Source organism: Cocleimonas sp. KMM 6892 (assembly GCF_035798195.1).
GTDB classification, from domain to species: domain Bacteria; phylum Pseudomonadota; class Gammaproteobacteria; order Thiotrichales; family Thiotrichaceae; genus Cocleimonas; species Cocleimonas flava.
The window spans coordinates 534,960-555,511 of sequence record NZ_JAPFBV010000002.1; the positions used below are offsets into that span (position 1 = coordinate 534,960).

Here is a 20,552-nt window from a genome sequence, read left to right on the forward strand (position 1 = left end):
GTCTAGGTTTGTCTGACTTTGGCCTATATAAGTTCAAGTTATCTTTATGATGACGAAAGGTTTACAAAGTAGTAGATTGCTTGAAGGGTTTGATAACTAGTATCAGTGATAATTTTGCACTTGTTTTATATAACCGCAAACGACTATTTACATGGGAATTTACATGGCTATTTATAAGTCTGTACACACAATTATATTAAAAATGATGTAAAGAAGTGCATATTAAAAGTGCCTATAAGTAGGGGGGTGCCTTAAAAGGTATATCAGAATTTATTAGACCTATCTGACTGAACAGTCAGATAGGTAATGGGATAGTTTTATGGAATATTCTTAACTTAACTTAACTTAACTTAACTTAACTTAACTTAACTTAACTTAACTTAACTTAACTTGGCTTAGCTTAGCTAAGAGAAGAAAGTAATGCATTGAAGGTTGCGCTAGGGCGCATCGCTGCAACTGCTTTTTCCTCGTCTGGGAAGTAGTAACCACCGATATCCACAGCTTTAGCTTGAACACTGTTTAGTTCGGTAACGATTTTTTCTTCATCGCTAACAAGTTTATTCGCTAACTCAGTAAACTGTGCTTTTAACTCAGCATCTGTATCTTGTTCTGCAAGTGCCTTAGCCCAATACAAAGCAAGATAGAAGTGACTGCCACGATTATCTAACAAGCCCACTTTACGTTGTGGTGATTTATTGTTATTGAGTAATTCACCCGTAGCTTTGTCTAATGCTTCAGCCAGTACATGGGCTTTAGAATTATCTGTAGATTCAGACATGTGCTCAAGCGATTCAGCCAATGCCAGAAACTCGCCTAATGAATCCCAACGTAAATAGTTTTCTTCGTTAAACTGCTGAACGTGTTTCGGTGCTGATCCGCCTGCGCCTGTTTCGAACATTCCACCACCTTGCATTAGTGGAACCACAGAAAGCATTTTTGCACTGGTGCCCAATTCTAAAATAGGGAATAAGTCAGTCAGGTAATCACGTAACACATTACCTGTTACAGAGATTGTGTCTTTACCTTCGATCAAACGTTCCATGGTGTAACGAATAGCGGTTACAGGAGGCATGATTTTGATATCAAGACCTTCTGTATCGTGATCTTTAAGATACAGTTTTACTTTTTTGATTAACTGCATATCGTGTTCACGTTTGTGATCTAACCAGAACACCGTGGTGTCACCGGTGATACGCGCACGCTTAACCGCAAGTTTTACCCAATCTCTGATAGGCGCATCTTTAGTCTGACACATTCTCCAGATATCGCCTTTCTCAACATTATGCTCCAGGAATACTTCACCATTGTCACCAATAACACGAACGATACCATCCGCTTCTAATTCAAAGGTTTTGTCATGAGATCCGTATTCTTCGGCTTTTTGTGCCATTAGACCCACATTAGGCACAGAACCCATGGTCGTTGGATCGAATGCACCATTCGTTTTACAGAAGTTAATCACTTCCTGATAAATCGTCGCATAGGTACTTTCTGGAATTACGGCTTTGGTGTCTTTAAGTTTGCCGTCGGCCCCCCACATCTTGCCAGAGCTACGAATCATTGCAGGCATTGAAGCATCAACGATAACATCGCTCGGTACGTGTAAATTAGAAATACCACGATCAGAATCGACCATCGCAATTTCAGGACGGTTGATGTAACAGGCGCGAATATCTGCTTCTATTTCTGCACGTTTAGACTGTGGCAAGTTTTGAATTTTCGCATACACATTACCCAGGCCGTTGTTTGGATTAACACCCACCTCTTCAAACACTTCTCCCCACTTATCGAACAAGCGTTTGTAGAAAACGGTAACAGCATGGCCAAATACGATAGGGTGAGAAACTTTCATCATGGTCGCTTTTACATGCAACGAGAATAGTATGTCTGTTTCTTTAGCATCATTCATTTGCTCTTCAAAAAACGCTCGAAGTGCTTTGCTACTCATGAACATGGCATCGATCACTTCACCTTTTAGTAAAGGCGCAGGTGTTTTTAATAATTTCTTCTCACCTGTTACTTTGTCTTCAAACTCAATGCTGAAATTACAGTCATTTTCCATCACTGTAGACTTCTCGCTTGAATAGAAATCTCCACCGCGCATGTGTGCAACGTGTGATTGAGATGCCTGACTCCATTCGCCCATTTTGTGTGGGTTGTTACGCGCATATTGTTTTACGGATGCCGGAGCACGACGATCAGAGTTGCCTTCACGCAGCACAGGGTTTACTGCACTTCCTAAAACCTTGCTGAATCTATCGCGAATTTCTTGCTCTTCATCCGTTTGTGGATCGTCAGGAAATTCAGGGATGGCATAACCTTTTGCCTGTAACTCAGCAATCGCTTTCTTTAACTGGGGAATTGAAGCACTGATATTTGGTAGTTTAATAATATTTGCACTAGGGTCTTGCGTTAAAGCGCCTAACTCTTGAAGCGCATCTTCAATGCGCTGATCTTCAGCTAAATAATCAGCAAAGTTAGAGATAATTCGTCCTGCTAAAGAGATGTCGCGTGTTTCAACATTGATATCTGCTTTTGCAGCAAAAGCCTGAACAATAGGTAATAAAGAACGAGTCGCTAAAGCGGGTGCTTCATCAGTATGCGTATAAATAATGGTCGATTGTTTATCAGTCATGCAAAAATCCTGCTTCTTATAAAAATATAGTGCGTCTATATAGAACACATTTGTTATAAGCTCAAGAAAACCTACTATAGATTATAATAATATGTCTTATGAATTGATTCTAATAACACGTAAAAAATGAGTCGCAAGTTGATTAAACGTCGATATATCAGCATTTGTAGTAACGCCTATATTTTCTCTGGTCAGATACAAGCAGCTAGACATAAATAAATAAAACTTTAATCTCTATTATTTGATCTTAAATAACAGTCAAAAACGCATTAAAAAAAGTACCCCAAAGTAGGGGGGTGACTTTTTAGTGTATTTATTTGGGCAATACATCAATGTATACAAACGGGTCTTTTTTAAATGTTTTACCAAGCGTTATTTCTATAGCGTGTTTAAACATTGGCGCGTCATACACGTAACTGTGAAATTCACCGTTTTCTCCACATGGGTCTGCGGTTTCAGGTAAATCTTGTAGAAAGCTAGTGTTGTATCTTCTACCGACAAAGTCTTCTGAGAGTTGTTTCGAATCGACGCAGCTTATAACAGCCTTGATGCCATTATCTAATAGTATTCTGGACAAATTATCGGTATCTAAACCCCATATCGGGAATATGGCTTCAATGCCTGTGCCAGCTAATTGCTGTTCTCGGTAACGTCGGATATCTTCAAGGTATAAATCACCAAATGCAATACATTCAATATGCTTCTTTTTGGCTGCTTCGATGAAGTCTGACATGATCGTCTCGTAGTCGTTATTACTGCAAGGGTCGGGGATTTCAATTATTTCCAGTGGTATGCCAATACTTGCTGCCTGGGCTTCTAATAACTCAACTCTTACGCCATGCATTGCCACTCGATCAGCGTCTTTATTGATGGTGCTGAATAAGCCGACGACTTCGACGTTTGGGTTTTGTAGCAGTTGTTGTAATGCCCAGGCACTGTCTTTGCCGCTGCTCCATGACAGGAGTATTTTTTGTTTCATTGCTTAAGCATAGTGTATATTTCAATGTTAATTGATATCTAAAAAAATGCCTGTAAGTAGGGGGGTGACTTTGGTTATTTGCGAGTGTTACATTTTGTAATACGTTAAGTATCTTTGTCGTAAACAGTACGCTATTCATTACTAATAAAGCAGTTCAAAACGTATGGATACGATATGACAAGCCTTAATAGATTGATACTGAGTTTATTGTCACTATTCATTTTTTATGAGTGTAGGAAATAATTCTAATGCTATAGTTATTTTAGAAGTTTTTGTGCGTAATTTAATAAGTGTATATTCTAAAGATTACCTTTTAACTTCAATAACATTCATACTAACTAACCGTTACTTTTTTCTAACATCATCAAACTAATAAGATCCCATGACTATAATTAAACAAGCTGACTTTATTTCAAGTATTGCAGATGCATTGCAATTTATTTCTTACTACCATGGTGAAGATTTTATACGAGCCATGACAAACGCATGGGAGCGAGAAGAGTCTCCTGCCGCTAAAGATGCGTTAACTCAGATTTTAGTGAACTCACGTATGTGTGCTGAAGGTCATCGACCTATCTGTCAGGATACCGGCATTGTGGCTGTTTTTGTTGATGTGGGTATGGATGTGAAGTGGGATAGCACTTCGATGGATATTCAGGAAATGGTGAATGAAGGAACACGCCAGGCTTACAATAACCCAGACAACAAATTACGCGCATCTATTATGGCTGATCCATTAGGCGCTAGAACCAATACCAAAGACAACACGCCAGCCGTAGTCCATCTTAATATGGTCAAAGGCGACAAGATTGATGTACAGGTTGCGGCTAAAGGTGGCGGATCTGAAAACAAATCAAAAATGGTGATGCTTAACCCTAGCGATTCTTTGGTTGATTGGGTGGTTAAAACAGTTCCAACAATGGGTTCTGGTTGGTGTCCGCCGGGTGTATTAGGTCTCGGTGTTGGCGGTACTGCAGAAAAAGCGGCAGTTCTTGCAAAACGATCATTGATGCAGGAAATCGATATTCAGGAATTACGAGATCGTGGTCCACAAAACAGAGTTGAAGAATTGCGTTTAGAAATTATGGATGCGGTTAACAATCTAGGTATAGGCGCACAAGGATTGGGTGGTTTAACCACGGTTTTAGACGTAAAAATTCTGGATTACCCAACACATGCAGCTTCATTGCCTGTGTGTATGATTCCAAACTGTGCGGCAACCCGTCATATACATTTCACGCTTGATGGTTCTGGTCCTGCGGTATTAACGCCTCCTGATAGCAGTGTATGGCCTGATATTAGTTATGAAGCGGGTGAGTCCGCTAAACGTGTTGATATCGATGCGATTACGCATGAAGAAGTCCAAAGCTGGAAGCCAGGCGACGTGTTATTACTCAACGGTAAAATTTTAACGGGTCGTGATGCTGCACATAAACGCATGACGAGTATGTTAGACGCTGGCGAAGAACTACCGGTAAGCCTAAAAGATAGATTCATTTATTACGTTGGACCTGTTGATCCTGTTCGTGATGAAGTCGTTGGTCCTGCTGGCCCTACAACATCTACACGTATGGATAAGTTCACTGAGCAAATGCTAGCTGAAACAGGCTTGCTCGGCATGATTGGTAAAGCAGAGCGTGGACCCGCTGGTATCGAAGCGATCAAGAAGCACAAGAGTGTTTATTTGATGGCGGTAGGCGGCGCTGCATATCTTGTCTCTAAAGCGATCGTCGGTTCAAAAGTATTGGCATTCGAAGAAATGGGTATGGAAGCTATCTATGAGTTTGATGTAAAAGATATGCCTGTAACTGTTGCTGTTGATTCTAAAGGTGTTTCGGTACACAAGACTGGACCTGAAGAGTGGCAGGAAATCATTCTGCAAAAGAAGGCATAGTCTTAACCTTAATCTATGTCTTAACCTAAATAATCATTTTTATTTGTTCCATTAATTGTTTCGTTAGTTTTGATTCAATAAAAAAAAGTCCTCCAAAGTAGGGGGGTGAATTAGTCTCTCCCTACTGTTCAAAAAATAGACACATCATTGAAATTGCTAGATATTTGATCATTCAAGGCATAATAATGTCTGATATTATGGTATCAGACTTATTATTTTCAATGGATTGATTATGAATAAAACACTTTTGAGTACCACACTTTCCGTGATTCTGCTTTCTGGCGTTTCTACGGCTCATGCCAATGACTTTTATTTTGCAGCAAACGGAATGCACGCAGAATACGGTGATGATTTTGATGAAGCGGGTTTTAACGTGGCTGTCGGTAAATACATTGGCGGCGGCAAGCACGTATCTTTAGAACTTGGTTATACCGATTTTGGCGATACTGCCATTTCACAAGGTGGCATTGAACGAGAGTTTGAAGCAACAGCGATTCAATTCTCTGCTGTGGGTTATGTCCCGCTCACTCCACGTGCAGGCATCTATGGTCGTGTTGGTGCAGAGCGAATCAGAACCGAAGCCTCATCGAATAATGTACGGGTAAGAGTGGAAGAGACTAATCCATTCGTCGGTGTCGGTGGCTATTATAATGTGACAGAAAATATCGATGTGCGCATTGAGTACCAGAGACACGAACAGCTAGATGAATATTTCGATAGTTATAACGCTGGTTTAACTGTAGATACTCTCTAGCTAAGGATTACCTTCAACGGTAGTTTTATCGCTATTAATAAAAAAGGCCCTGTCATTTGATAGGGCCTTTTTATTCAATAATATTTTTGTTGAAGAACTTTATTAGTGGTTAATGCTACTGGCTAGTGCCCAGTAATGTGTAATTTATTACTTATTAAAAATCCGCTTGTAAGTAGGGGGGTGCCTTACTGTTTATTTAGTATTATTGCCGCTGCTAGCTTCTACTACTATTTTGCTGTCTTTAAACTCAAAGCCACAGGTATCTTCAACCAATTGATGTTCTTCTGCGGTACGCGGGAATTTACGACAGTTAGGTGGGCGCACAGTGTAGATAGAGCAGTATTCTTTATTATCTTCGGCAGTCTTTAAAAAAACACAACGATAAGGCAAATGACAACATGCGCCACAATTGTTGCAAGAGCCAGTCCTACCTTCTTCAACAGGAAATAAAGAAGTTAGCGTACGTTTAAGTTTTTTATTCATTGGGTGCGGATTTTAGCGTCTGCTATTTTTTTCTTCTAGTACTTTATGCATTATTTTGATGACAATAATGTTAAATTTTGTTCGCTTTCAAAAAATCGCTTTTCCTGACTGATGGGATCAATAAACGAGATACTTTTCGCTAATAATTGTAAAGGGGAAGAATAGTCATCGCCTTTATCGGGTAAAACATCAGGGTAAAAAGGGTCGTTTAGAATAGGTATACCCAATGACATTAAATGCACGCGTAATTGATGTTGTTTTCCGGTAACTGGGCTTAATCGATATCTAGCCAGATTACCTTGAGTCTCAATGAGTTCGATATTAGTTTCAGAATTAGCTTCACCTTCTTCTTCACGCATTACAAAAAATGGCTCGCCATTTGTTATGCGACTTTTGTAATTTAAGGGAAAGCTTAAGTCTGAGTTACTGTCAGGTTTTTGTGCGATGGCTTCGTAGGTTTTTTCAACCTGTTTCTTTTGAAACAACGTTTGGTAATCGCCACGTATGTCTTTATTGCAACTGTATAATATGACACCCGCTGTTTCTCTGTCTAAGCGGTGGATAGGACTAATGTCTTCAAGCTGATAATGATGTTTTAGTCGTGCAAGCAAACTCTCTCTGACATACCGGCCAGAGGGAGATACCGGCAAGAAATGCGGTTTATCCACGACAATGATATTTTCATCTTTATAGAGAATCTTCTCTTTGAACGGAATTTCGGCCTCATTGGGTATTTCACGGTAGTAAAATAAAAATGTTTCCGCCTGGTAAGGGCTGTCGGGTCTAAATACAGTACCGTCCTGATTGACAATATCACCACGTAGCATACGTTCTTCTAAAATATCCGCGGGAATAAATGGAAACCTTTCTATGAGGAATTCTAGGATTGTTTGCCATTCTCCATATTGTTCTGATGCGTTTTTAGAATCTCCAGACTTGGGAAGCCACACTCTACTGGCAGAAACACCATGCCTCATCGGTAATGGTGATTTGATGGAATTTTTTGGCGTTTTTACGCGAGTATTCGATGTGTGATGTGTCTTTTTCATGTGCGCTTATTTAAACATTCTTTTAAATATTGTGCTCATGCTTTCACGATCTATCTTATCGAAAAGTAACTATTTCAATGTAAATTGGTATAAGGGTTACGCTTTATGGTAAGGCTATTTTATAACCATTTATTCAGTTCAATCTTTAACTTATCTATTTCAATAGGTTTAGATAGGTAACCATTCATACCATAAGATCGATACTCTTCTTCTGCGCCTTCCATAACATTAGCGGTTAAAGCAATGATAGGGGTGGATGTATTATTGACCTTCATGATTTTATGCAATTCCTGAGTCGCTTCTATTCCACTCATATTTGGCATATTAATATCCATGAGAACAATATCAAATGAATCTTTTTGATATGCATCTAAAGACTCGAGCCCATCATTGGAAATAGTGATATCTAGGCCTAATTTTTTAAGTAATGCTTTTGCGACCATTTGATTGACTTTGTTGTCTTCAACAAGGAGTAGTTTCTTCCCTGTAAAGTCTGATTTTTTATCATTCTTTGTTACTATCTTTTGTGAGTGACCATCACTCAATGATTTTACCGCATCGTATAGTGTGAATTGGCAGGTAGGTTTCATCACTGTTTTAATGTTATGTTTATCGCAATAAATTTCCAGATCTTCGTGTTTGCTGTCGATACTTTGTATGAATAGCCAATCGTTGTACTTAATATTATTGTTAGTTAAATGCGTTAATAAATATTTGATTTGTTTTTTCTTTAGGTTCTCTACATCGAGAATATAGGCGTCTTTAGTAGTACCTTTTTGAGAAGACCTTTCTAAAAAATCTTCAAGTGATTGCATATTTTCTACTTGATCACTGATATTGCTTAACTGTTGTTCAGCAATATCTGAAATAGACCTTAAAGGCTGATAAAAAATGATATTTTTATCTAATAATGATCGGCCTGGTTTATTTTCAATGTCTTTTAAGTTTAAGCTTAAGTCTAAGTTTATGGGCAAACTCAATGTGAACGTAGTGCCTTTATTGACTTCACTTTCTACATGAATTGAGCCCCCCATTAATTCAGACAATTTTTGACTAATAGATAAGCCTAAACCAGTGCCTTGCTGGATTGCGCGCTTTTGATTGTAATCTTCAATCTGACTGAATGGTTTAAACAGCTTTATTAAATTTTTCTGAGTAATTCCAATGCCAGTATCACGAATAATGAAGTGTAAATTAGCATCTGTTTCATTAATCCGTTCTAGATTGATCTTTAAAACAATAAACCCATCTTCTGTAAATTTAAACGCATTCCCCAGTAAATTAATCAGCACCTGTCTTAATCGTAAAGGATCACTCTGGATTTTTTCAGGTACATTTCTATCGATAATATTGAGTAGTTCGATTTTTTTATTTTGGCTAGTAATCGCAAAAGAGTTCAAAATATCATCAAGGAATGATCCCAGAGCAAATGATTCTTTTTGCACCTGAAACTTTCCGGATTCTAATTTTGATAGATCTAAAATATCATTAATTATTTGCAGTAAGGATTCTGATGAGGATAATAAAACATTAGCTTGCCGGCGTTGTTTATTGCTTAAGTCAGTATCCAGTAATAGCTGTGCCATACCAATAACACCGTTCATAGGCGTTCTTATTTCATGACTCATTGTTGCTAGAAAATTACTTTTGATACTGCTGGCTTTTATCGCTTTATCTCTAGCAACTTTTAATTCTTGTGTACGCTTTTGAATTTCACTTTCTTGTGAGTCAGCAATTTCCTTCAATTGAATATTTGCATTATAAAGCTCAAGACTTTTAGACTCGAGTAAGTTTTCTGCTTGCTTTCGCGCTGATTTCTCGCGTGCTATGCGTCTCTCAAGTAATCTGACTTGTTCTTCACTCATGATATTTGATTTGTAAATTAGTGTTTAATTAAAGAGAATTTGACGTGTTTGTTTTCGCCGCCAGATAAATCTTCTGTCTGGATATCTATTTTTTCATTGTAATAGTCCATGCAACCCTGGATTAATCCCTCTGCAAGTGGGGCAAACGGGCGTTTTGATTGGTATATCATTTCCAGGTGGTCATCATTCACCAGGTTTGTATCAAAGGTCGGTAGCTCTGCATCTGGATATAATTTTTTAACTTCTACGTGTACATGATTTTCGATTAATTGAAGGAATCCAAACGTCCCTTTATTATCTTCAAAAAATCCCGGGTAAAGCGCTACAAATCGACCGAATAAATAGATACCGAATGTTTTGATCAGCAAAGCTAAATCTATGTCTGTCTCTTCACTCAGGTGCGATACCAACTCTATTAATTCAGAGTGATGATAAGTACCCACAGCCGTATAAGCACCATCGGTAGATAAGCTTTTCGAGGCGTCTATAATTTTATCTGCCATTTCTGGGGAGAATTTATCCTCCACCATCTCTAAAAATTCTGTAAACACTATGCCTTTCATAATAATTCCTTCATTAATTTTTGTTTTAAATATCTGGATTGTCTCGCAGCCATCTTTTCAATCCATTTGTGTATTACTTTTTCCAGCTTATCAAGACTTACTGGTTTACTTAGATAGTCATCCATTCCTGCCTGTTCACATTTCTTATGGTCGTCTTTCATGGCATTAGCAGTAAAGGCGATGACTGGTATGTCATAATTCATGTGGCTTTGGGGGAAGGTTCTGATGAGTTTTGTTGCTTCATAACCGTCCAATTCAGGCATTTGACAATCCATAAAGATAGCGTCGTAATAATACTCACGCGCTTTATCTAATGCTTCCTGACCATTATTGGAGACTGTTACCTTACAGCCTAAATTAGTCAGCATTTTGACGGCAACCTTCTGGTTAACCAGATTGTCTTCTGCCAAAAGAATGTGGTATTTATCTTTCTCTATTACTGTTGTTTTTTCATCGTTAGTCACCTCTTCTTGAGTAGTTTCAAGTGTGTCTATTTTGATTGGAGATGAATCTTGTTCTGTTGTTTTATTTGCTCTGGATTCAAACTGATCCATCAGTGTTTTGATTGCCGTATGTTTGATCGGTTTTTTAAATAAAACGATGTTCTTTTCAAATTTAAGCGTCGATAGGAACTGATATTGTTGATGGCTCGCGTACAACACAAACAAGGCATTAGATTTTTGACGTAGGGTCTCTAAAATAGGGAAAAAGGATTCAGGGTTGTTTTCATCAATAAATATATTATCCGCATCTAGTGCCAGCATATTGTAAGTATTATTATCTAGTTCACTGTTGATGCTATTCAGGTTTCTGACAATAGTTGAGCTCATACCCCATTGGCTGAGTTGTTCTTTATAGTAACGATTCAACGTTTCTGAAGTACTCCACATTAGAACGCGAGCATTGGAATCAATTAATGGTTTAATGGGGTGTTCATTGTTCTCATCCAGTTTGATTGTAAACCAGAAAGTAGAGCCAACGCCTAATTTGCTTTCGACTCCCATTTCACCTTTCATGAGGTTTACTAACTGCTTACAAATGGCAAGTCCTAAACCTGTTCCACCATGTTCTCTGGAGCTTGAGCCATCAACCTGTGAGAAGCTATCAAATAGGGTGGCTAAAGAATCTTCTGGAATACCAATACCAGAATCAATAATTGAAAAACACATGGTGTCATCGTTGTTCATCGAGACATATAAAATGACCTGTCCATCTTCTGTGAACTTCAAGGCATTATTGAGAAGATTAATTAGAATTTGGCGTAATCTTCCGGCATCGCCAGTAATTTCGAGGGGCACATTTTTGTCAATGAAGAAGGCAAGTTCTACTTCTTTTTTATTGGCTTCTTTTGATAGTAAATCGATAGAACCTTCTATCATTTTTAACAGTTTAAAGTGCCTCTTTTTAATCGATAGCTTGCCTGCTTCAATCTTCGAGAAATCGAGAATATCATTGATAATGGTTAATAAAGAGTCTGCACTATCTTTAACGGTATGTGCGAGTTCTTGTTGTTCTTCATCAAGGTCTGATAGCAGAAGTAGCTCAGTCATGCCGATAACACCATTCATAGGCGTTCTGATTTCATGACTCATATTAGCAAGGAATTCACTCTTTAATTCAGCGGATTCTAGTGCAGCTTTGTGTGTAAGCTCTTTGTCTTTTTCAATTTCAATACGCTCGGTAATATCTCTTATACTACCCGTGAAGAAAACCGTATCCCCAATCCGCGCATCATTTACAAAAAGTTCTATTGGGAAGACTTCTCCGTTTTTACGGATGGCAACAAACTCTCTGTTCTGTCCCATGACAGTTCCTTCACCTTTACCTATATACTCTTCTATATAATTGTCATGATGTATATGGTGATCGCCTGTCATTAACACACTAACATTTTTACCTATTATTTCTTTTACAGAGTAGCCAAATACTTTCACTATGGAATTATTGCATTCTGTAATTATTCCTTTTTCGTCAATAACTATGATGACTTCTTCTACCGAATTAACAATAGCTGTCATTTTTACGCTGCTAGCGTGTAGTTTTTGAGATGTTTTTTCCTCTTTTTCATAAGCTTCGTATGCTGCATTTAATGAATTTGTTAATTTTCTCAGCACAAAAAAGATAAGACCAACCATTGATAAGATAATGGCGAGCATCATAAGAAAAGATTCTTTAAGTAAACCTATAGAATTAAACTGAGCTGTATTTATCGGTCTGATGACTTCTAAAACACCTCTGACGTCACCTACTTTCCAATCCGTTTTTGGAGAACCGGGATAACTATTATGACAAGCTACACAGCTCTCTTTCATAATGTCACCACGAGCGTATCTGATATATTTATTGCCATCGTGGCTTTCAACAGATATGACTGGAGCGTCTGGATTTTCTTTTATTTTTTCTATAGTGGCTTTTTCAATGGTGTCTAATTTTTCCTGGCTTCTCCATGGAAAGGGTAAATCACTGTATAGTTTCACCGCATAAGATTTATCATCGCTAGAAATGTATTCCCCAAAATCTTTAGCGAATGTTGCGGGTAAGGGGATGGACCAATTAGCATTCTCATAATCATGTGTTACGTTTAATCCATGATCTTTTGCAATTGGTACGATCTTTTCACTGTAAAAATTTCTAAATTTAGCTACTGATGTTGCGAATTGCTCTGCATCTAATTTTGCAATGCGTTCATTCATGGCATTTGTTTGCTTATAGGTATAGGACAGAACAACTGCACTACCTATGATCAATACAAACGCTAAAATGATGACAAATGTGTGTCTGTATACAACATCAGATCGTGTGAAATTTTTAAGCATAATGGCTAATTTTTTTATTATTAATTATAAGGCGAATTAAGAAGCAAGCTTATCCATGAAACTTGCTTTGAAATAATTCATTAAACCTTCTGTTGAAGAATCGTGTTTGTTTTTGTTTTCATTACTAATAAGGTCGTCTAAAATTTCGTTGGCCAGTTTTTTACCAAGTTCAACACCCCATTGGTCAAACGAATTAAGGTTCCAGATAATGCCTTGAACAAAAACCTTATGTTCATACAGAGCGATAAGCATACCTAAGCTGTGTGGTGTTAAATGATCAAACAAAAACATATTCGATGGAACATTTCCGTCGAAAACCCTATAAGGAACGATATCTCTATCATGTTGTGATTTTGCTTCTTTAGTCACTTCTTCTTCTGTTTTTCCACACATCAACGCTTTGGCTTGAGCAGCCATATTAGAAAACAATTTTTGCTGGTGTCCTTCTAAGGAATAACCGCTGTTTACACTCCCTATAAAATCTAAAGGAACTAAGGTTTTACTTTGATGTAATAATTGGAAAAACGCATGTTGACCATTGTTACCCGTTGCACCCCATACAACAGCGCCAGTGGCATAATCAATTTCTTCACCATCCCGATCTACAGATTTTCCATTACTTTCCATACCGAGTTGTTGAAGGAAATCAGGGAGATCTTTTAACAGGTGGTCATAAGGCAGAATAGCTAAAGTTTCAGCCCCCAAAAAATTTCTATTCCAAATTCCGATGAGGGCCATTATTACTGGAATATTTCTTTCAAAAGGGCTGGTTTTGAAGTGTGTATCGATATCAAATGCACCTTCACGAAGTGCATTAAAATGATGCATTCCTATACCGAGTGCAAGCGGTAATCCAATTGCAGACCAAAGAGAATAGCGTCCTCCAACCCAGTCCCAGAATTCGAACATATTGTTCGTATCGATCCCAAATTCTGCAACGCTTTCTGCGTTAGTGGAAATTGCTACAAAGTGTTTGGCAATATCACTCTCATTGTCAGTATGTCTTAGGAACCAGTTTCTTGCAGTATTTGCATTTTGCATTGTTTCTAGCGTTGTAAACGTCTTGGATGCGATGGTAAATAAAGTCGTTTCGGGATCTATTTGCGTAATTTGATTGGCTAAATCTGCACCATCCAGATTAGATACAAAACAAACCTTTATCTTAGGGATATGATAGGGTTTTAATGCTTCATAAAGCATTTTTGGGCCTAGATCAGAACCTCCAATACCAATGTTTACAATGGTGTCTATGGGTTTTCCGGTAAAGCCCAACCAATCTCCATTGTGAACTTTTTCTATAAACGCTTCCATTTTATTAAGTACAGAATCTATGTCTGGTTTAATATCTTTACCATCAACATAGATTGGATCACCAGACATATCTCTTAATGCTGTATGTAATACAGAACGATCTTCAGTATGGTTTATGCGTTCTCCATTAAACAATCGATCACGCCAGTTTTCTAAATCACTTTCTTTGGCTAGCTCGAAAAGTAACTCCATGGTTTCTTTTGTTATACGTTGTTTGGAATAATCAAAAAGTAAACCATCTAAATGAATTGAATATTTTTTAAAACGTTCGGAATCTTCTACAAATGCATCACGTACGTGAAATTCTGACATTTCTAGTGCATGTTGTTGTACGTTTTTCCAAGCTGTATTTGTTGTGATACACATATTTTTATACGCTCTATTTATAATTATTCATTTTTTTACGTTCGAAGCTACAAACTATGTAAAGGTATTTTTAATTCATTATTATGGTTTCAATAATTGACCTGTTTGTTTGTAAGCTAATGTTTCGAGGATTATGCCGTTTGTATTTGCAGTTAATGCTTTATTTGGCTCACCTGTTTTGTCATACAAACCTGAGTACCATCCAAGATTAGGGTCGTACAGTTGGCTAGCTACTTTCATTAATTTTTTAGTGTATTCAGTTTCATACAGCATGTGCCAGCCAAATGCAGCTTTAGTACTGAGAGTTTTAAACTCACTCGCATCAGTTCCATCTTCAGTGATGGCATTCCATTTCTTACCACTTGTGAAAACGGTGTTATAGACGAAATAGGGGGCTTGGTCGATATTGTCCTCACTAACAGCGGTAAGTTTGCCAGTATTCTTATATCTTTCTTCCTGTACTGTATAAACTCGACCAGAAAACTCACGCGACATTTGATCCCAACCATATTCAATACCATCCAGAATATAAGGTTCTGAAACGACATAGTTATGTGCGGTAAATTTCTCAGGGCTTCTACTATCAGTAGGAATATTGATCCCTTCGATATCTATGAATTTTAGCCATGACGTGTAATCAATTGCACTACTAACATCTAGTCCAACGAGCTGGAATGCTTTTGATGCATATTCTTCATAGCCCAAGCGTCCTTCTTGAAGGTAAACCGTTTTGCCATCTTCATTTAATGCACCGTACATATCTCCTTTATCTACTGCAGCACTCAGGTCCCACTGTTTTGTGATCGCTTTTACCTGTGTAGTAAATTCTGGGTAATTCCAAACCAGGATATTGAGTGGCACCATTAAACGACCGATATCTATGGCTGACCAACCTAAACCTTTTTCGGTCTTTTTATTGTTATAATCAACCATCTCCAATGTTTCAGTGTTATACACTTTGTTGGGTAACTTGCCTTCATATAAAGGTAGTTTTAGCATGGTTGCGAGAAATTTATTTACCCGGTTTTCAAATTCAGGTTTATCAATAATTCCAAGTCGACTCGCAGAAATAACGGCTAGCAAATAAGATGAGCTATCCCAGAGTGTCGTTGATTTATAGGCATTTGCAGAATTCGCTAAACCTGTAGATTCAATCGTATTATTTTGGAAATATTTCCAGGCAATCAACGCCCATTGCTTTTCTTCTTCTGTTAGATTTCTTTGTGGAGGTAATTTCATTTCTATTACATTCTTCACTGTTGATTTTGCCGTTACTCGATCTTCAAAAGAAGCGTTTGATAGTGATATCACCAACGAAAAAGCAGTGATTAAGGCTAGCATAAAGATAATATGCGATCTTGCTCTCACTAAGTTTTGTTTGAATCCTGGTACGTTATTGTTATTCATTTTTTATATACTCTATTTAAACTGCAGTAATTTCTTCTTGTTCTTGTTCAGGCTTCCATAAAGCGGCAAAGATGATGCCACTTAACGCTAAAATATTATTTAATCCCCAAAAAGTATTCAGTAAAACGCCGTTAATATCATAAGAAGGATGTTCTAACTGATATTGAGACCATGCGTAAATAATACCTATTGTTGTTAACACAATAATGACTGTTTGTGGTATCGCCAAATGTAGGAAGCTACCTTCCTGACGGTCTTTTGGCGTAACAGGGAAACTAATTTTTTCTCCTTTCATTACTGTCCACAAGGCCCTTAAATTTGTCGGGAAAAAAGCTAAATAGGAAGCTTTGGAGGGATAACCTGCTAACCCCCAGCCGCCAATCATAAAGGCTATTTCAGTCAATAATAAAAACGGAACTATGTGGATATAAAAGTCCATCGAATAGCTTTGTACTGGTGATACTGCAAAGAATAAATACACTAGAGGCGCAGTTAGGAAAATTGCATTCCATATACCACCAATATATGACCAGATGGTCGTTGCATACATTAAGCGTTGAGGAAGCGACATTCCTTTACGAAATACCGGGTTGTCATTTTTAGCAATATCCAGCGTGCCACCTGCGTATTTAAATCGCTGGATAGTCCAGGTTAAAAGATCTTGCGGTGATAGCATTTTAGATTCAACGTCGGGATGCATCACAGATTTCCAGTTTCTATCCGGATCGGAATGTAAAACAATCGACGTGTAAATATCTTCAGAGACGTGAAAACGATAAGGCGTGAATTCATTATTTAACAACGCTTGTTGATCTATCAAAGTAAGCAGACTTTCATCTAGTTTTGATTCGCCTGTAATCTTTTTTACTTTTTTGTAAATATCTTCGACATCAGCATCAATCTGTTCTGCATACGATTTTAATGCAGCTTCCATAACAGCTTCACGTCTGTGTATAGAGCCAGCTCCACAACAGAATGAGGCATTACACCAATTTCTTCTACGTTGAATCACGTCATAGAACATCTTAGGATCATTAACAAAAGGGTCTTGCCCAATTTGTACTGGTCCAATTATTTTTTGTATCCCTTTGCCCAATAAACTTCCGGGAGTAGAAAGATATTTACCAAGGGCTTGATCAAGTGGCTTTCCTTCTGGGATATCAAAAAACCATTGTGGTGTTTGTACCCATGCAACATCAGAATCTTTAAAGTAACCTAAGGTGTGTTCGAGTAAGGTTGGAAGAGGGCGTGTATCTGCATCACAGATGACAATAAAATCCCCACCTGTTTGTTCCATGGCATTTCTTAAATTACCCGCTTTAAAGCCAATATTGCCTTCACGTGTAATATAATTAACACCTTCTTCATCCGCGACTTGTTTCATGCTGTCTCGGCTACCGTCATCCAAAACATGAATACTGATATTGACACCCATTGGGTTCAGTACATTTTTTGCATCGATTAGGCTCAATCTAACTAGTTCTGGGTCCTCATCATAAGTAGGGAAGTACATATCGACATTGATTTTTCTATCTTTAGAAATATCATAGGCGATCACTTCGCTCAACATGGTGGGAGGGTCTTGTTTAGGTGTATCTTTTACTTTCCATAAATTAAACGTAAAGAGTATTAATCCAATATACGCACCTGTTTCTGCAATGACCAACGGAATGGCATACCAGAGTGCATCGTAGTTTAAGGATGATGTCCATCGCCAAGTGATATACCAGGCACCAACAACAAGTGCTATTACAGCAAAATACTGCCACAGTAATTCGCGCCATTCATTATGCGGTAATGGTGGCTCTGGTTTTCTGTCTTCGTATTTATCAAAGTAAAAATTCATGTGTTCTTCTTATTGTTTATTGTTAGATTTAAGTAATGATTAATTGATACTTTTTGTAATTATTAATGTGTTCGAATCAGCGTTTCTACTTCTTTGAATATCATCAACGATAGATTCTATGAGTCCTATGCCCCAGTTTCCCTCTGGTAAAGATTCCAAGTCACCTTTTTCTGTATCTTTATTCTTATCTTTGCCGGTAAATTTTTTACCGAAATCCGTCAGTGTAATAATGATATTCGAATCAGTTTTCTGATATTGCGCTTTGATAGTATTGCCGGGTAAGCCTTCATAAGCATGAATGATTATATTATTCACCGCTTCTACGAGAGCTAGTTCTAATAATCCAGACAGCTGCTCATTAAGAGAATTGTGGTTACAGAAATCTCGAAAGTGAGCAGAAAGTTTTTTAACTTCTGATAACTCACTGTCAATTTCTGTTTGATTAATATTATTCATATCAGTTGAATAACCTCTTAGGCTATTACTCCGTTTAATACTGTGATTGTTGCTTTGTTAATTACATTGTTGAATGATTCGTTATTTAGCATTATCTAAGCTTCAGCAACAAAAGCTGATTTAGCAGCTTGCATGTCTTCTGCCAAAGTGAAAATACGGTCCATTCTAGTCAGTTTAAACAATTCCAGAACGACACCTGAAGCGCCACAGACTATTAGTTTTCCGTTGTTACCCATTGCCTTCAATACACCTACTAGAGCACCTAAACTGCTACTATCCATAAAACCAATTTCTGATATATCCAGAATAATTTTGTCTTTATCATTATTAATTAATTCTTCCATTTGTCTTTTAAATTCAGGTGCTATAGAGGCATCCAAACGTGCTTCTTTAACAGTAACGACTGTTATATTTTCGTTTTCAGTGATTGCAAGGTTCATTGTAATTCTCCTAATTTTTATTTATTTAAACTCGAAAATGAGTATGCTGACATCGTCAGGTAATGCTTTTAGTTGTTCTTTTTTCAACCAGGTATTTTTGATCTTGTCGATCATATTATTGGGTGTTAGGTTTCTAATGGAATTGAAATGCTCGTAGAGCGTATTTGATTCCAATCTTTTATCGGTTATTGCAGAATCTACTTCATTGATACCATCAGAATAGACAACAAACTTATCCCCGGACTTATAATCTATATGCTGTGTCTCATATTCGACATTGTCTATTAGGCCTATAGGGAATCCATCAACATCAATCTCTGTAAGTTGGTCATGTTCTTTGTTGTAAAACATGGGATGAGGGTGACCGGCTTGTACATAATGCATTTGGTTTAACTTGATATCTACAATGCCAAAAATCATGGTTAAATAATGGTCGGTATTATTTTCCAGCATCATTTTGTTCAGGTTTTCTGCAAACACTCTAGGTAAATCATAAGAACTTTCGCGGGTGATTGGTCCACCATATAACCCACGTTTTAAGCCCAAGGTCGATTGAAGTGACATAGAAAGCATTGCTGCAGATATTCCATGACCTGAGATATCTATTTTATAAAACACTAAAAAATCGGGTGAGGGCGTAAAGTAATTAAATGTATCACCACCTACGAATACTGCTGGTTTGTAGTACCAGGCAGTTGTGAAATGCTTCGAATCCAGATTAGCGGGAAGTAAACTGATTTGAGTATTCGTCGCATTTTTTAAATCTGTGTTTAATTGTTCATTGATCTTTTTAAGTGCCAGATTCTTACGTTCTAATGTTTCTTCTAAATCCAATACTCTTTTTGCAGACGTTAAACGAATTTTTAATTCATCAGCATCGATGGGTTTGTTTACAAAATCATCGATTCCAGCTTTTATGGAATCAAGCGTATTCTGCTTTCCAGACATACCTGTTAAGAGTATGAAATAGATATAGTTTTTAAAATTGGCCGCTCTGACTTTTTTACACAGCTCTAAACCATTCATGATTGGCATTTTCCAATCACTAATAATGACTTGATACTCGTTATTTGTTATTTTCTCCCATGCATCGCCACCATCGACGGCTAAATCGACATTGTGATTAAACTTTGTAAGGTAATGTTTGATGATTAAACGTATTTCTGTGGAATCATCAACGACGAGTATATTCATATATTATGTTAATTATTTTTATTAAAAGTATACTTTGGTGTTTACACATATAATTTTCGGGTTATATGAATAACGTTCTCAATTTTAAGAGATTTTTATGAAAGATATAAATTTTAATAAAAGCGAATTCTTTAGTCTGGCAGAAAGCATGGATGAAGTATTTCCTGAACTTGTTACTGTGTTTTTTCAGGAAACTGAATCATCAATCGACAACATGAAGAATCACATTGAAAATAAGGATTGGGAATCTGTTAAAGATATCGGCCATTCACTTAAATCCAGTTCGAGAACCTTCGGTGCTATTGGTTTATCTGACATCAGTTTTCAGATTGAAAAGTTTGAATCAAATGATGAAAAAGAAATAGATCAGCTTTTTCAAGATTTTGTTTCAGAATATGAAGCGGTAAAACAACTTATTCTTACATTACAATCTGAGTCTAATTAGTTCGCATAACTCCTTTCTTATTTAAAAAAACCGCCCATAAGTAGGGGGG

Annotated in this window: 16 protein-coding genes; 3 read left to right on the top strand and 13 right to left on the bottom strand. The window is 37.4% G+C overall.

Annotated elements, in window-relative coordinates; all coding sequences use genetic code 11:
* Window positions 1-400: 400 nt before the first annotated feature.
* Together OO007_RS07980 and OO007_RS07985 are read right to left on the bottom strand one after the other, a co-directional pair.
* Complete coding sequence (locus OO007_RS07980) at window positions 401-2,635, bottom strand: NADP-dependent isocitrate dehydrogenase (protein WP_325808401.1); 2,235 nt, start codon at window positions 2,633-2,635, stop codon at window positions 401-403.
* Window positions 2,636-2,948: 313 nt separating this feature from the next.
* Window positions 2,949-3,614 carry an ATP-binding protein gene (locus OO007_RS07985; protein ID WP_325808402.1) on the bottom strand — a complete coding sequence of 222 codons (666 nt, stop codon included), beginning with the start codon at window positions 3,612-3,614 and terminating at the stop codon, window positions 2,949-2,951.
* A gap of 382 nt (window positions 3,615-3,996) precedes the next feature.
* Between OO007_RS07985 and OO007_RS07990 the strand changes: the two genes are divergently transcribed.
* Both OO007_RS07990 and OO007_RS07995 read left to right on the top strand, forming a co-directional pair.
* Window positions 3,997-5,508 carry a fumarate hydratase gene (locus OO007_RS07990; protein ID WP_325808403.1) on the top strand — a complete coding sequence of 504 codons (1,512 nt, stop codon included), beginning with the start codon at window positions 3,997-3,999 and terminating at the stop codon, window positions 5,506-5,508.
* A 232-nt stretch (window positions 5,509-5,740) separates the two neighbouring features.
* Window positions 5,741-6,262: an outer membrane beta-barrel protein gene (locus OO007_RS07995; RefSeq protein WP_325808404.1), complete on the top strand. Its 522-nt coding sequence runs from the start codon at window positions 5,741-5,743 to the stop codon at window positions 6,260-6,262.
* A 192-nt stretch (window positions 6,263-6,454) separates the two neighbouring features.
* Here the strand turns inward: OO007_RS07995 and OO007_RS08000 are convergent, their stop codons facing one another.
* From OO007_RS08000 to OO007_RS08050, 11 genes are all read right to left on the bottom strand, one after another.
* Window positions 6,455-6,745 carry a YkgJ family cysteine cluster protein gene (locus OO007_RS08000; RefSeq protein ID WP_131905290.1) on the bottom strand — a complete coding sequence of 97 codons (291 nt, stop codon included), beginning with the start codon at window positions 6,743-6,745 and terminating at the stop codon, window positions 6,455-6,457.
* A gap of 50 nt (window positions 6,746-6,795) precedes the next feature.
* A complete protein-coding gene (locus tag OO007_RS08005) occupies window positions 6,796-7,794 on the bottom strand; it encodes a pseudouridine synthase (protein ID WP_325808405.1) in 999 nt (332 codons plus the stop codon).
* Window positions 7,795-7,913: 119 nt separating this feature from the next.
* On the bottom strand, window positions 7,914-9,659 hold the full coding sequence (locus tag OO007_RS08010; protein ID WP_325808406.1) for an ATP-binding protein: 1,746 nt from the start codon (window positions 9,657-9,659) through the stop codon (window positions 7,914-7,916).
* 17 nt (window positions 9,660-9,676) lie between these two features.
* A complete protein-coding gene (locus OO007_RS08015; RefSeq protein ID WP_325808407.1) occupies window positions 9,677-10,222 on the bottom strand; it encodes a heme NO-binding domain-containing protein in 546 nt (181 codons plus the stop codon).
* The gene (locus OO007_RS08020; protein WP_325808408.1) at window positions 10,219-13,038 is read right to left on the bottom strand and encodes an ATP-binding protein; all 2,820 of its coding nucleotides are present in this window, start codon (window positions 13,036-13,038) and stop codon (window positions 10,219-10,221) included. The genes OO007_RS08015 and OO007_RS08020 overlap by 4 nt, the downstream gene beginning before the upstream one ends.
* A 36-nt stretch (window positions 13,039-13,074) precedes the next feature.
* Entirely contained in the window at window positions 13,075-14,715 is a 1,641-nt protein-coding gene (gene pgi / locus OO007_RS08025) for a glucose-6-phosphate isomerase (protein WP_325808409.1), read from the bottom strand.
* A gap of 81 nt (window positions 14,716-14,796) precedes the next feature.
* Window positions 14,797-16,122 (bottom strand): DUF3131 domain-containing protein, encoded by a 1,326-nt coding sequence (locus OO007_RS08030; RefSeq protein WP_131905285.1) that lies wholly within the window; start codon window positions 16,120-16,122, stop codon window positions 14,797-14,799.
* A gap of 16 nt (window positions 16,123-16,138) precedes the next feature.
* Complete coding sequence (locus OO007_RS08035; RefSeq protein WP_325808410.1) at window positions 16,139-17,968, bottom strand: cellulose synthase catalytic subunit; 1,830 nt, start codon at window positions 17,966-17,968, stop codon at window positions 16,139-16,141.
* A 39-nt stretch (window positions 17,969-18,007) separates the two neighbouring features.
* Complete coding sequence (locus tag OO007_RS08040; RefSeq protein WP_131905283.1) at window positions 18,008-18,424, bottom strand: ATP-binding protein; 417 nt, start codon at window positions 18,422-18,424, stop codon at window positions 18,008-18,010.
* Window positions 18,425-18,519: 95 nt separating this feature from the next.
* Window positions 18,520-18,864, bottom strand: a complete 345-nt coding sequence (locus tag OO007_RS08045; RefSeq protein WP_325808411.1) for an STAS domain-containing protein — start codon at window positions 18,862-18,864, stop codon at window positions 18,520-18,522.
* A gap of 21 nt (window positions 18,865-18,885) precedes the next feature.
* Window positions 18,886-20,058: a fused response regulator/phosphatase gene (locus tag OO007_RS08050; protein ID WP_325808412.1), complete on the bottom strand. Its 1,173-nt coding sequence runs from the start codon at window positions 20,056-20,058 to the stop codon at window positions 18,886-18,888.
* A 97-nt stretch (window positions 20,059-20,155) separates the two neighbouring features.
* Between OO007_RS08050 and OO007_RS08055 the strand changes: the two genes are divergently transcribed.
* Entirely contained in the window at window positions 20,156-20,503 is a 348-nt protein-coding gene (locus tag OO007_RS08055; RefSeq protein WP_325808413.1) for an Hpt domain-containing protein, read from the top strand.
* Window positions 20,504-20,552: the final 49 nt, after the last annotated feature.

Excerpts from the sequence above, each read along its gene's own strand:
- OO007_RS07980 (WP_325808401.1), bottom strand. The coding sequence starts at position 2,635 with ATGACTGATAAACAATCGACCATTATTTATACGCATACTGATGAAGCA.
- OO007_RS07985 (WP_325808402.1), bottom strand. The coding sequence starts at position 3,614 with ATGAAACAAAAAATACTCCTGTCATGGAGCAGCGGCAAAGACAGTGCC.
- OO007_RS07990 (WP_325808403.1), top strand. The coding sequence starts at position 3,997 with ATGACTATAATTAAACAAGCTGACTTTATTTCAAGTATTGCAGATGCA.
- OO007_RS07995 (WP_325808404.1), top strand. The coding sequence starts at position 5,741 with ATGAATAAAACACTTTTGAGTACCACACTTTCCGTGATTCTGCTTTCT.
- OO007_RS08000 (WP_131905290.1), bottom strand. The coding sequence starts at position 6,745 with ATGAATAAAAAACTTAAACGTACGCTAACTTCTTTATTTCCTGTTGAA.
- OO007_RS08005 (WP_325808405.1), bottom strand. The coding sequence starts at position 7,794 with ATGAAAAAGACACATCACACATCGAATACTCGCGTAAAAACGCCAAAA.
- OO007_RS08010 (WP_325808406.1), bottom strand. The coding sequence starts at position 9,659 with ATGAGTGAAGAACAAGTCAGATTACTTGAGAGACGCATAGCACGCGAG.
- OO007_RS08015 (WP_325808407.1), bottom strand. The coding sequence starts at position 10,222 with ATGAAAGGCATAGTGTTTACAGAATTTTTAGAGATGGTGGAGGATAAA.
- OO007_RS08020 (WP_325808408.1), bottom strand. The coding sequence starts at position 13,038 with ATGCTTAAAAATTTCACACGATCTGATGTTGTATACAGACACACATTT.
- pgi (WP_325808409.1), bottom strand. The coding sequence starts at position 14,715 with ATGTGTATCACAACAAATACAGCTTGGAAAAACGTACAACAACATGCA.
- OO007_RS08030 (WP_131905285.1), bottom strand. The coding sequence starts at position 16,122 with ATGAATAACAATAACGTACCAGGATTCAAACAAAACTTAGTGAGAGCA.
- OO007_RS08035 (WP_325808410.1), bottom strand. The coding sequence starts at position 17,968 with ATGAATTTTTACTTTGATAAATACGAAGACAGAAAACCAGAGCCACCA.
- OO007_RS08040 (WP_131905283.1), bottom strand. The coding sequence starts at position 18,424 with ATGAATAATATTAATCAAACAGAAATTGACAGTGAGTTATCAGAAGTT.
- OO007_RS08045 (WP_325808411.1), bottom strand. The coding sequence starts at position 18,864 with ATGAACCTTGCAATCACTGAAAACGAAAATATAACAGTCGTTACTGTT.
- OO007_RS08050 (WP_325808412.1), bottom strand. The coding sequence starts at position 20,058 with ATGAATATACTCGTCGTTGATGATTCCACAGAAATACGTTTAATCATC.
- OO007_RS08055 (WP_325808413.1), top strand. The coding sequence starts at position 20,156 with ATGAAAGATATAAATTTTAATAAAAGCGAATTCTTTAGTCTGGCAGAA.